Annotated in this window: 9 protein-coding genes; 1 reads left to right on the top strand and 8 read right to left on the bottom strand. The window is 46.7% G+C overall.

The features are described 5' to 3' along the window. Positions 1–33: 33 nt before the first annotated feature. From H5647_RS06110 to H5647_RS06095, 4 genes are all read right to left on the bottom strand, one after another. Positions 34–885: a 23S rRNA (adenine(2030)-N(6))-methyltransferase RlmJ gene (locus tag H5647_RS06110; RefSeq protein ID WP_045857133.1), complete on the bottom strand. Its 852-nt coding sequence runs from the start codon at positions 883–885 to the stop codon at positions 34–36. A 208-nt stretch (positions 886–1,093) separates the two neighbouring features. Then, the gene (locus H5647_RS06105) at positions 1,094–1,477 is read right to left on the bottom strand and encodes a hypothetical protein (protein WP_045857131.1); all 384 of its coding nucleotides are present in this window, start codon (positions 1,475–1,477) and stop codon (positions 1,094–1,096) included. A gap of 453 nt (positions 1,478–1,930) precedes the next feature. Beyond that, positions 1,931–2,596, bottom strand: a complete 666-nt coding sequence (locus H5647_RS22075) for a PEP-CTERM sorting domain-containing protein (protein ID WP_045857129.1) — start codon at positions 2,594–2,596, stop codon at positions 1,931–1,933. 445 nt (positions 2,597–3,041) lie between these two features. Beyond that, complete coding sequence (locus tag H5647_RS06095) at positions 3,042–3,845, bottom strand: sulfite exporter TauE/SafE family protein (RefSeq protein ID WP_045857128.1); 804 nt, start codon at positions 3,843–3,845, stop codon at positions 3,042–3,044. Positions 3,846–4,239: 394 nt separating this feature from the next. Here H5647_RS06095 and H5647_RS06090 point away from each other — a divergent pair, with 394 nt between their 5' ends. Continuing rightward, positions 4,240–6,879, top strand: coding sequence for a TonB-dependent receptor plug domain-containing protein (locus H5647_RS06090; protein ID WP_236074796.1), 2,640 nt, complete (start codon positions 4,240–4,242; stop codon positions 6,877–6,879). Positions 6,880–6,981: 102 nt separating this feature from the next. Here H5647_RS06090 and H5647_RS06085 read toward each other — a convergent pair whose 3' ends face one another. From H5647_RS06085 to H5647_RS06070, 4 genes are all read right to left on the bottom strand, one after another. Then, a complete protein-coding gene (locus tag H5647_RS06085) occupies positions 6,982–10,518 on the bottom strand; it encodes a hybrid sensor histidine kinase/response regulator (RefSeq protein WP_045857127.1) in 3,537 nt (1,178 codons plus the stop codon). A gap of 54 nt (positions 10,519–10,572) precedes the next feature. Then, positions 10,573–12,693 (bottom strand): methyl-accepting chemotaxis protein, encoded by a 2,121-nt coding sequence (locus H5647_RS06080; protein ID WP_052691893.1) that lies wholly within the window; start codon positions 12,691–12,693, stop codon positions 10,573–10,575. Between the two features lie 25 nt (positions 12,694–12,718). Further along, entirely contained in the window at positions 12,719–13,261 is a 543-nt protein-coding gene (locus H5647_RS06075) for a chemotaxis protein CheW (RefSeq protein WP_045857125.1), read from the bottom strand. A gap of 71 nt (positions 13,262–13,332) precedes the next feature. Next, a complete protein-coding gene (locus H5647_RS06070) occupies positions 13,333–13,695 on the bottom strand; it encodes a response regulator (protein WP_045857124.1) in 363 nt (120 codons plus the stop codon). Between the last annotated feature and the right edge of the window lie 6 nt (positions 13,696–13,701).

Here is a 13,701-nt window from a genome sequence, read left to right as displayed (position 1 = left end):
TCGACCACATCATGTACGCACAAAACCTACAGCCTATAATTTTTTACCGAATTCACTCGTGACACTATCGCAGGTATAAAATGCGTTTTCGTCCAGCGCTAGACGTTTCTTTAACAAGGGCAATACACGCTGCATTTTGTCCATAAGGCCCCACGGCGTATTCACCACGAACATACCCGCTGCCGTCATTCCTCTTTCAGTGGTATCGGGCAACACTCCGAGTTCGAAGCGCTGAATATTTTTCATTCCGCTATTAGCTAATCGTCTTTCGAGTTCCCTTATCGTAGATCTTTCAACCACGGGATACCATATGGCAAATATTCCAGTAGAAAATTTCTTATAAGCTTTGGTAACCGCATAAAACACTTTTTCGTACTCGGTCTTCACCTCATAGGAGGGGTCGATTAATATCAGCCCTCTTCGGCTAACCGGAGGCACGTGTGCGAGCACACCTGTCAAGCCATCTTCACAGTGCACGCGGATGGCCTTGTCACGCTTCACATTATTACTGAGCGTATTGAAATCTTGAGGATGTAGCTCATACAACCAAGATCGATCTTGCGAGCGCATAATAGCCTGCGCAATAAGTGGCGAACCCGGGTACCGATGAATAGCATCACTCGCATTAAACGAGGCGATAAGATCAAGATAGCGAGATATGATATCGGGGCGCGGCGCCCATAATTTTGCAACGCCATCTTGATACTCACCCAACTTAGCGGCTGACTCCGAGCGTAAATCATACAAGCCTGCCCCCGAATGCGTATCGATATAGGCAAATGGCGTATCTTTTTTACAGAGATGATCGAGAATTTCAATTTGAACAATATGCTTAATCACGTCCGCAAAATTACCGGCGTGAAAGGAGTGTCTATAGCTTAACAAGGGCGTATCTCATCTGGCGTTAGGGCATTGAAGCCTATCGAAATGAGAAAGTATAACAGAGGGATAAAGGCGCACAGCGTTTGATAGGTAACGCTGAAAAACTAACCCGGAACGAAACTAAATACTCGTGCGCCATTAGTGTAAAAGCGCCAAACGGAAGGGGCAAGAGCACAAGGAAACCGGCTTGAGGAGTGTAAACCGGTGCAGGTTAGGAGCGTACTATCACCTGCACTGCCAGCACCACCGTACAGATTAAAGATGCGGCAATGGCGCCCACCCAGAATGCGCGCATAGCACTGGCTCGCCGAAAGAAGGCAAAACCCACACCTAGACCCACCAGCAGCAAGCCCAAATAGAGCGCAATATTTTTACCCCAAAGCGCATAAAACGGGAAAATGATATCGGCATGAAGGCCGACAATAAACAATAGGCTCACAGCGCTGTGAACCAACAATAGCGGCATAACAGCCCCTATTGCGGATAACAGAAATACCCGCGTCTCTTTACGCTTGGCGTATAAACGATAAATAAGTAACGGCACTACCACCTCAATGGCACCCGCGCTAAAATTCAACAACACATCGTTCATCATTTCACTACTACCGCCCGTACAGCGTTGACGATTGCCACGGGCCCCCCTGATGACAACTCAGCTTGAATAAGATTCGATAGACTTGGGTAGACATTCGGCCTTTCCTCTAACCCAAACGGCAAAGAATCGAGTGACCTTAATGCCTCATATACAGAACACGTCGTGCTAGCGTTGCTAACAAACCTGTCCGCCAACGAGAACGATTACGTTAATCGTTTTGGCCAGCTACAACAATCTAAACCTTCTCGCCAGCAAGATCACTCATTATTTAACGTGGACATTATAATTACCATAATCAGGGTAAATACCCTTCGCCCTAAACGATAAATAAAATGCCGATAACGCAACCATACAAACTACGGCTAAAGGGTTTACCCCAAATTTTACACACTAAAAAGCCGGCAACATTGCCGGCTTTTTTAACGCTAAGAGCAGTTTAAAAAGAGCGCATAACTACGCTGCTTTTTTACGTCGCATAAAGCCTAGGCCAGCAAGGCCAAAGCCTAACAACGCAAGGCTACCAGGCTCTGGAACCGCTGCAGCGTTGGTTGTAATTTGGAAGTTAGGAATAATAGACGTTCGGTAATTTCCGCCGCCAGCAACACTACCGGAGTAGAACTGACCAACGTGCGTACCACTAGCGCTACTGTTACCGTAAAAACCTGTGCTCCAACTATTGTCGGAGGCTGTTGTGCCTGCAGGAGCAAATGCGATCATCAAACCGCCGCCCAAGAAATCCCAAGAAGAATCGATATCAAAAACCAATTCGTAATCGCCTTGTGCCGATGTACCACGACCACCGTTTCCAGCCGATACAACCTGAGTAAAGCCGTTCGCATCAGCGGTATTTCCACCGTTAGTTGCGGTTGACGCTAAATAGATATCAAAAATGATATCTCTATCGTTTACGCCAGAAAGGTCGAAGGCAATAGTATCGCCAGCATTCAAGCTGAAAGAGTCAAGATCACGGTACACGTTCGTCATAAACGGGTCATAAGAGCCCGCACACCCAAACGGAATACAGTTTCCGACGTTCTGGTTGGTTCCCTCAACTGTGATAACGGCAGCGTTTGCAGAGTAGGTAAATAAAGCGGCAAGTAAAAAAATAATTCTGTTCATTGGATTCTCCATGTTTGTCCTATGCTAGACAAAGCACGTACCATGCCAAAACCGTAAGCCATTGTTTTTAATAAGATTTAAGAGAAATCGTACAAAGACACATTAACAGGTGTAAAAAAAATAGTTCGTCAAAATTTTTTACACGCCACTTTTTAGGCTGTTAAACAGCCTAACCAGACTGAAAAATGGCTAAAATACGATCTTAATGTATTATTTGCATACAAAAACAACGTTGCAAGACTTTAGAAGAGCAAGAAAAAGACGTGTAAAATTTTCTGTACAGTAAAACAAAAAATAAAAACGTGACCACCACCACATAACTGAAGTTAAGCAGGGGTTTATAGGGTGAGGCCCGCCAACGCGGCTGCAACAGGCGGTGTCTTATAACCTTTATGCCACGATATCATCGCAACAGCGGGCTACGACGACGGCGTTTAACACTTCGCTACACGACTGACAGCAGCATTTTTATACTGAGTAAAATTAGCAAACCTGAAAAAATCTTTTTCAGCCATAACACCGGTAATCGATGCGCTAATGTTGCTCCAATTGGCGCCATAAACACACTAGCCACCGAGATTAACGCAACCGCCGGCATATAAATAAAACCGTAGGTATAAGCTTCTTCTGTTGTAGTTGACCAGCCGTTCACTAAATAACCCAAAGTACCCGCCAACGAAATAGGTAGCCCTATTGCAGCCGATGTTCCTATAGCGTGTTTAATATCGATATTTCGCCATACAAGGTAGGGAACCGTAAGAGAACCACCACCAATAGACACCAACGCCGATACAGCGCCAATGCCAGCGCCTACACATAAAAACTCTTTACCGCCTGGTGAATGGTCAACAGGCTTAGGGTGTCTGTTAAGAAAAAGTTGAATGGAGACACAGCCCATAAAGACCGAAAAGAAAAGCGCGAGATAAAGCGCGTCTATTTTTGCCACAACAAATGTAGCCGCAAAGGTGCCAATTAATATACCTACACTTAACCGTTTAACCATTAACCAGCGCACGGCTTGCTTTGCATGATGAGCACGAAGACTCGAAAGCGAGGTGAATATGATAGACGCCATTGACGTACCCAAAGCCAAATGCACAACTTTTTCAACCGGCACCCCTTGCGCCAAAAATAGTGTCGTTAATAGCGGTACCATAATACCGCCGCCACCAATCCCTAATAAGCCAGCCATAAAACCGACTACGCACCCGAGCAATAGAAATAAAACCAACCATTCTATATCCAACATTATTCCCTCAAATTTACACTCTACAATAATCAGCGCTGTGACAATCACTGCGCATTAATGTTTAAACGGTTAAAAAATTAATTTTATTTTCGTAATACCTAACACTGAAACAGTGTGTCCATTAATGCCATAGCCAAGGCAGCACGCTAGGTATTAGCACGATAATTTATAGGGTTTCTCGGTACCTATAATAAAATACGTTCGCTTTTATTGAAGCGCAGTAATGTCTCGTTGATTTCATGTAGAGGCCACTCTGTAATCCCCCTTACGTTAAGTCATGCACTAATTGCGTTGCCGCCTCTCAATCATGGTACGACTTACTTGACACCCTCGCGCCGCGACATTTAGTGTTGAAACGTTCATAGCGCAAGTACCATTCAACGCGCATATCACAATGACGGTATTTTTCAGCCAATGGCACAATAGGGATATTAATATGATTTCAGGCGACAATAATACGCTGCTAGCCCACTCGATTAAAAAAATAATAACGTTGGCGGGCCTCAGCGGTCTCGCATTTTCACCCGCATTAATGGCACAAAATCAAGAAGCCTCCTTAGAAGAACAAATGATGGTTGTCGGCAGCCGCACGCCAGGTCGCTCCGCTGACGACCTACCGGTACCGGTCGATATTTTGGATGCCGACACACTCTCCAAAACAGGCCAAACGGAAGTGGGGCGTATGTTACAGCAAGCCGCGCCTTCATTTAATTTTTCCAGCTCTTCTATCAGTGACGGCACAGATGCTTTGCGCCCAGCCACCCTAAGAGGTTTAGGCCCAGACCAAACACTGGTGCTAATCAATGGTAAACGTCGCCATCAAGCCTCGCTTATTCATATCAATACCTCTGTTGGACGAGGCACGGCGGGAACCGATATGAATGCTATACCGGCGGCCTCAATTAAACGCATTGAAATTTTGCGTGATGGCGCGGCGGCACAATATGGCTCAGACGCGATTGCCGGTATTATTAATATAGTATTGAAAGATAGTGCCGACGGCGGTCATGTATCGGCCTCATACGGTCAGTTCTCCGAGGGTGATGGCCAACAATTGAATATGGACCTCAATAAAGGTTTCGGTTTTGCCGATTCGGGTTTCGTTAACCTAACCGCTAATTATCGTGATCGCGGCAACACCAATCGCGCAGCGCCGCAGGGCGGTTGTCTTTATGGCGGCTGCACCGATACCGATGGCAACGGTTTTCTAGAACCAGCCCCCGGCAACGGCACGCTCGAAGTTGAAGGAAAAGCGCGTGACGGGTTTCGCATTGGCGATGCCGATTCAACGCAATTGGGGCTGGTGCTGAATGCAGGAATGACAGTGGGCAGAGGTGAACTTTATAGTTTTATCACCTATTCAACGCGCGAAAATGAATCGGGTGCATTCCACCGCAACCCAACAGGCACTAACGGCGTCGACGACGCATTGCTCACCGATGGCCTCAACCCTGCCGACCCACAGGGTTTCTTGCCTATTATCTATTCCGAAATCGACGATCTTTCCTACAATATCGGCTATCAACAAGACTTCAATAATAACGGGCTGCTGGATATTTCATATACCGCTGGCACCAACACTATCGATTACAGCACGCGCAACAGCGCAAACTACTCTTATGCCAATCACTTACAATTTGGGGAAGGCTTAAGCGATGCTCACATTCGCGAACAAATCCCACGCGATGCCAACGCTTACGGGCTGGAACTCGGTTTACAAACATTCAACGCTAATTTTTCACAGCACATCGGCCGCGTAAATTATTCCATAGGGGGCGAATTACGTAACGATCACTATAAAATTATTGCGGGCGAAGAATACGCTTATCGCGATTACGATACTGACCCGTTCACGGGCGACGACCTCTACAGCCAGAATGCCGGCGGCAGTATTCAAGGTTTTAATGGCATTGGCCCCGAGTCTAGCGTAGATGAAGAGCGTAGCGTTACTTCAGCCTATGCCGATGCAGAATATCAAGCAACACACGCGTGGCTGCTAAGTGGCGCCGCCCGCTTTGATCAATACGAGGGTTTTGGTAACACCGTCAATTATAAAATGGCCTCCAGCTATCAGGTGGCCGAGCCGCTAAAATTACGGGGTTCTGTTAGCACCGGTTTTCGTGCGCCGTCCATGCAGCAACTGTACTTTAATAATATCTCCACGCAAATTCGCGATGAAGGCGCAGTAACAGTGGGCACTTTTCGTAATGACAGCCCCGTAGTAAGAGCGCTGGGCGTTCCCGAATTGAAAGAGGAAGAGTCCACCAATATTAGTGTAGGTTTTGTTGCGAACCTTTCGCACAATTGGAACGTAACCGCCGATTATTATTCGATCGATATTACCGATCGAATAGCCCTAAGTAATCAGCTTACCGCCAGTGACGATCCTGGAAACGGTGAACTCACAGAGGCACTAGACGCGGTGGGCGCAGCAGCAGCACAATTTTTCTTGAATGGCGCCGACACAGAAACGTCTGGTGTCGATATTGTCTCAACCTATTCAGGCATTGCGCTTGGCGAAGGAGAGCTCAACCTAACGCTCGCTGCAAATTTTACGGAAACAAAGGTTACCAGTACTTATGTGCCGGATAACGGAGCCCTCTCCACGGTTGACCCAAGTAGCGTATTCAGCGACCAAGACATTTCTATTATTGAACAATGGCAACCTAAAGACCGAATTGTGCTGAGCGGTGATTATCATCTTGACGCTTTTACCGCCAAACTTGCATTTAATCGTTATGGTGAATACACCGTTCTCGATAGCACAGAACAAACTTACGGTGCCGAATGGCTCACGGATATTCGATTAAATTATCAGTTAGGTAGCGGGGTGAATATTTTTATAGTGGGTAACAATATTTTTAATGTCACACCCGATGAAGCAACAAACACAACGTCACGCGGCGGGAATTTTGAATCGAGCGCAGGCGCCGAAGATATGGCCAGTAACAGTGTATTCCAGTTCTCTCGACGGAGTGCCCCGTTTGGCTTTAACGGTGCGTTCTATTCGGCCGGTGTCTCGTTTAAATTTTAAATAGCGGGAAAGCTAACAGCGAATAACTTGGCCAACCCCTAACGCGACGCTATGCTTCCATTAAAACGGCCACCCTAAACGGTGGCCTTCAATAAAAAAACATTACGCAATTTGTTGTTGAATACTGGCCAGTAGCTCTTCATCTGACCAAGGCTTATTCAGATAGGTATTTACGCCCGCATTTTTAGCCATGATACGATGCTTATCGGCCGAGCGCGAAGTAATCATAATCACAGGGATATCCCGCGTGTCTTCTCGTGAGCGAATATGCGCCGTAAGCTCTAATCCGTTCATTCGCGGCATTTCCAAATCCACCAGCATTACCGCAGGCTTTTTATCGTTCAAAACACTAATGGCTTCGAACCCATCTTTTGCGGTGCGCACTTCCATGCCAATATCCGCTACAAACTGTGCAAGCGAGCGCCGCGCACTAAGTGAATCATCCACTATTAAGGCGATGGGTGATTCGTACACGTTATCACGTGCGAGCTGTGCAATTTTTTCGCGCTGCTCTCGTAAACGTTGATATTCCTCTTGGTTTAACCCCATGCCCGGCAACTCTTGTAAATCGACAACCGGCGCAATAGTGCCATCACCTAACATAGTCGCACCCACCACCCCTTCTGGATGAACCGTAAATTCATTTAGCGGTTTAATCACCAATTCTTGGCTCGCCAATAACGTCTCTACGGCAACCGCTATCGCTTTACCTTCTAGGCTACGCGTAATCAGTAAGGCCGATATTTTTTGCTCCTCGGCTTGATGCATACCGGCAAGGTCATTAAATTCCAGCACGGGTAATGACTCACCTTGAAAGTCGTAATAAAGACCATCACTTTCAAATAATAATTCACCTCGTTGCACAAACACTATCTGCTCAATGTTCCGTGTAACAATGCCCATTATTTGCTGACCACCGACACCCGATACAGGTACCAATACCGCATGCCCACTAATAATACTGGTGGGTACCGTGATAATAAAACTGCTGCCCACCCCTGGTGTAGACGTTACGGTAAGCTTCCCTTTTAAACGGCGTACTTCTGCAACAACCGCGTCTAATCCTATGCCGCGTCCCGAGGTTTGGCTTGCACTGGAGCGTGTCGAGAATCCCGGCATAATAATCAATTGATTCAATACCGCTTCATCTATTGCTGCACCGTCGTCTATCAACCCCTTGGCAATGGCCGCGTGCTGAATGGCCTCATAATTTAAGCCTCTGCCATCATCTTTGCATTCAATGGTCACGGTTTCACCGGTATGGCGAAAACTCAAGGTGATAAGCCCTGCGTCGTCTTTACCGGCTTCGCGCCTAACGCTCGCAGTGCTTTCTAAGCCATGATCTACGGCGTTTCGTAACAGGTGCATCACGGGGTCTGCAATGCGATTAAGCACACGGGAATCCAAGAGTGTTTTATCGCCCTCTATTTCTAAACGCGCAACTTTGTGTGTCATGCGACTCGCTTGCCTTACGCACCGGTTAAAACGCGACGACAACATACTCACGGGAATTAGGCGCATCTCGAGTAGCAGATTTTGGCTATCTCGATTTAATTGCCCCTGCACATAAGCAAGGTTATTAAGATCGCCAATTTGGGCCTCAATTTGGCTCACCGCTTCGTAGGAATCTGTTGTTAATTCTAATAGCTGATGCGAGAAACTGTGCAGTTCCGAGTACCGTTCCATTTCGAGCGGGTCTATTTCGTCTTCGCCGTATTTTACGGTAGCAGCCCTTAATGCACTTTGGGTTTGCACTAGAATGTCTAGGTCGGCTGCCATCGCTCGAATTTTACTGTGGTATCGATCCGTTAATTGAATACTGTTTTGTAGCGACTCTATTTGCGCATTGACCTGTGTATTCGCAATTTGGGTTTCGCCCGCGATGCGCAGCAGTTCGTGCGCCGTACGCTCGGGCAAATTAATAAAATGTTTTTCTTCAAGATCTTCTTGCCCAACACCATCCGCCGAATGTGTCTGCACGCCACGCTCATTACCGGCTGGCGATTTCGATAATGCCTCATTAGGCGGGGGCGATTGAATTGTTTTAGCATCGCTTTCTACCGGTACAGTATCCGCTAGGCTTACCGACTCTAGCTGTAGATTATGAAGATCGACTTCATCAAACAGCCCTGCCACGGCATTCTCGTCGCCATCGCCAGGGGCCGACTCCAACGCGATTAAGGCGTCCAGCCCTTCAATGTCTATAAATGATTCTTCCTCTAGCGCTGCAATATTTGCAAGAGGTATATCTGAGCCTATGGCTTCAGACAGTAAAGGCGGTGGTGCACTCACGTTCGCAATGGGTAACGGCGACGCTTGAGCTAACGGTGCAACAACCGCTTCCACGGCGTTTGCCTCCGATGGTTCAAGAACCTCTTGGGCGGGCTCATGCTCCTCCATTAAAGCCTCAAGCTCTTCGTCCAACGATTCTATAACATCGTCACTGCCACGTTCTTCTTCGGCTAAATTATCACTCGCCTCCTCCGTCTCCGCGCCCATGATCGCTTCACACGGGTCGCTTGTCGCGCAATCATGCGGTAGGTTCGATAAATCCGTTTCAATTAATTCGTCAACCTGAGCCGAGGCGATCTTAGGTGTTTCAATGCCATTATTTTCAAGCTTGGGCTCCACGGTGTCCGATTTACGTTCAACCGTGTCAGGCCCGCGCGCCAATATGTGAGGTAATATTTTACTGTCTATCTCGCTCTCTACACTGCTCGGCTTGTCATTCGATTTTAACCGGTGCAACCAATCCAGTACATCCTGCATCACTTCGCCAGACTCTGTAGGCGCGTCACCTAAACCACACAAATGTTCACCCATTCCGGCTAAACAATCAGAGGCATTCAACAAGAGATCATCGAACCCGTCTGGCGCTTCATCCCAATGTTTTACACCGAGTTCAAGTAAATCCTCAGTAAAGTGCATTAAATTTGCAATGCCAGGTACACCCACAATATTGGCGGCGCCTTTCAAAGTGTGCGCCATGCGTTGGGCTTGATTTAAATCGACAAAAGCGTGAGTAGCGAGATAATCGCCAATAGACGTTTCAAACTGATCAACTTGCTGTGGTAACTCAATAATCATACCTTCGACGAGTTCGTGTCGAACGTCATCAGGCAACGCCAATGAGGTCATCTCGGCGGTTACTTCTCGCGGAAAGGATGCTGTGTCTTCCATTTCCGTTAATTCATTTTCACTTAAGCCAATACGTAATTCAGCTTTAGCATTATCGGTTAAAGTTACCGGCCAATAATCGGCCGTTATCCAGTCAAGTAAACTACTCGCAGCTTTTGGCTCTTCTACCGTATCGCCAACGGCTTTAATGTAATCTAACAACACCATATGCCAATTAAGTAAGGCCGCCAATAACGCGTCGACAGGCGCTGGCTCAATGTCCCCAAGGGCACGAAAATTAGTAATAATACACCGACACACAGTCTCTAAACCGACGAGGCCAGATAAGGCCACTGCATTGGCTAAGTGCTCTAGATGCTGCGCGTAATCCGTTAATAATTCGTGTCGCTTTGCCGCGTTATGCGCGCGTAATGCACTCGCGTCAACCTCGCCCAGATCCAGTAACTCGTTTTGCAGCAGCTCGATAATTTCTCGCTGCTCGGCACTCAGGGAGTTAGTCATATTTACCTACTCTTCTCGTCACCATTACCGCGAATAAAGCATCGCCACTCGGTGTTAACCAACCGATTTTAATGTGGGCTCTTTCGGTGTTGCCTGCACAGCGCCAGTACCGGGATCGGGCAAAGCAAATACATTCACCCGGTCCACCAGTGTCGCCGCGTAATGCGCAAGCGCTTCTGTATACGAACGCTGCGCATCCAATTGCTTCGCCGTTTTCTCAGTAAAGTTTCGAATTATTGTCGAACGGTCGCGTACACGGCTGGCAACCTCCGCCTGCTTACTCGCCTGAGCAGCAATATGGCTTACCGTTTCCACAAGTGCTTGTGTGGCCGTTTCCGTTTCACTCATCTGTTCGCCTGCGCGTTCAGCCATTCGGCTACCATCGGCCACCTGAGAAATAAGCGTATTCATAATGGTGACCGTATCCGACGTTTCAACACGAATATTGTTCACCATGGACGAAATTTCATCCGTTGACTGCCGTGCACTCTCGGCCAATCGTTGCACTTCATCGGCAACTACCGCAAAACCTTTACCGGCTTCACCCGCCGACGCAGCATGCATACTCGCGTTAAGCGCCAAAATATGCGTTCGCTCTGCGATGGTATTAATCAGGTTCACAATCCCCGATATCTCTTGCGAGCGATCGCCCAATCGCTTCATTCGTTTTTCCGTTTCAGAAATTGTTTCTCGAATCGTACGAATACCACTTACCGTTTCAACCACCGATTCGCGTGCAGCCCGTGTATTGGTAATGGCGCGTGTTGCAGATTCGTTCGCTTCTACCGAATTTTTTGCCACTTCCATCATAGCTTTTGCGAGTACGTCCAATGATTTACTGGTAGCAATAACTTGTCGCCTCTCACTCTCAGCTACCTGCGTAACTGTACGCGATTGTTCTCCCAGCTTTTCAGAAACATCATTCACTTCGTTAGAAATATCTTTTACTTGTTGTAATGTTTTTGCCGTTTCCGTGGTCAGTAGATTCACCGCGTCAGACACTGAGCCAGTAATGTCGGCCGAGACCGGCACCTTAATCGTAAGATCTTTGTTTGCAATAGCGCCTAGTGCACGAATAAGCGAAATAATAGAATTATTGAGTTGGTCGTTTTCTAAAGACTGGTCTTCTAACTGCTGAATACGCTCATCAAAGAGTTTATTAAATGCTCTACCCAGATCACCCAATTCATCGTTGGCCATAAGCTTTACACGCGCGTTCGTCTTACCGCGATTAATTCTCCCGATAACACTCTGCATATGCGCCATAGGGAAAATAATACTACGGTAGATGAAATAAATTCCTACCGCGGTTGAAATAGCAACAAGAAAAATAATAGCGGTTACAATAGCTTGAATAACTTGGCTACGTTCGGATGAGGTAGTTAGAGTTTGCTCAGCGAGTATTTTAGCCGAAGCCGAAATTTCCGCGAGTAGTGACGACACTTCTTCCGCCGCCGTATTCATGTCACTATTAATATTGTTAAGGCCCTGTATTAGCTCGTCATTGCGACGAAATAATTCCATGTAATTGCTCATTTGCGCATCAAACAACTCGGAACCCGCGTCTTTCGCCCAGCGCTCGCCAAACGCAACAACACTTGCCAATAACGCGCTAAAGCTATTGCCATCGTTGTTAGACAGGTACTCATCCACACTATCATTAACCAAAACAAATTCTTCAAAAGCCTCGCCTTGCGGTAATTTTCCTAACATTTTCTCTAACGCATTAGCACTCGTGTTAAGTTCTCGTGATAGACTTTTATCACCCCGTAAATTCTCGGATAAGGTGACAGCTTCGTTAAAAAGATTATGGTGATAACGCAATAACTCTTCAGTTTGAGCAAGGCGGTCAATGCCTTCTTGATCACTCAACCCTTCGCGCGATAGTTTGACTGCCGCAGTAATATTTTCATATAGCCTGTCGTATTCTGCTACCCAATGCTCTGCTTGCGACGACATAAACTGACTAGTAGCCGATTGTAACTGTAATTGCTGTAAACTCATTTCGGTTAGCTGATTTTGGAAGTTGAGTGCCTGCAATTCCTGCTGCCGCTGATCTTTATCGATGCCAACCTGTATGTAGTAGGTGACACCAATCGCAATAAACCCTATAACCAGACCAATCATTAAGGCACTAATTTTGTGCGAAATGCGCATATTTCCAATAAAATTCATACTAAACACTCCTGCCGTGTGGCGATCACACCAATCCGGACAAAAATTTAAATAATCGAATGTGGTCTATCGACAACCACGGTTTGCTCTCTTCTTTTCCATCAAGTTTGTAACAAGACGTAACAGAAGAATGCAATAAATCCGGAACTTCTGTCTGGTTAACGGGAACTTCTTGTAACGCGTTAAAATCAACCATTTCAGGTTTTTCAGCGACTAATAGTGCAGCACTCTTTGCACCGTTTCCCATCACAAAGACAAATGTCTTAGTCGGTGTAGGCATATCCAATAAGCCGTGTAGCGTGTATACCGGGATTAAGTTGCCGCGAACGGCCACCAGGCCCGAAAAATGCTGAGGAGAATTGGGTAATGGCGCCAACTTTACATGGGCGATTAGTTCGCAAAAAAGGCCTTGGGGCAATAGAAAATTAAAGTGACCCAAACTGAACCCATAGGCCCTAATACGTGACCATTTTCGTTCTGTTTCTGATGCACCGGTGTCGATAATACGGCTATCGTCATTGACGCCTATCGGCAGTGTTTCTTCGATAACATTTACGTTGGCTTGCATTCTGTAGCGTCACTTAAAGTCTAAAAAAGAAATCGGCATAGCGGTGGGCAATATAGCTGCGAGCGCTACCATTAAACCGCCGCAATGGTGTCGATAATTTGTTCCGGCGTAAACGGCTTGGAAATCATGCCTTTACCGCCTTGCAATTCGCCCCACACCTTATCGGCTTTCTGACTTTTACTGGTGACAAAAAATACAGGTATTTTTGCTGTGGCTGCATCTTTTGTGATGTTGCGACACGCTTCAAAGCCATCCACTCCATCCATTACAACATCCATTAAAATAACATCGGGGTGGCACGCTTTAGCTTTGTCTTGTGCATCCTTGCCGTTTGTGGCGGTTACAACCTGATACCCAGCCCCCTCAACTATTATCTTGAGATGAGCGAGATCTACAGGTGAATCATCGACTACAAGTACAGTGCTGACAGACATAGTGTT

The sequence above is a fragment of the Teredinibacter purpureus genome, assembly GCF_014217335.1.
Taxonomy (GTDB): Bacteria; Pseudomonadota; Gammaproteobacteria; order Pseudomonadales; family Cellvibrionaceae; genus Teredinibacter; species Teredinibacter purpureus.
The sequence above is the reverse complement of the archived record's forward strand: the minus strand, read 5'-3'. Positions and strand labels throughout refer to the sequence as shown.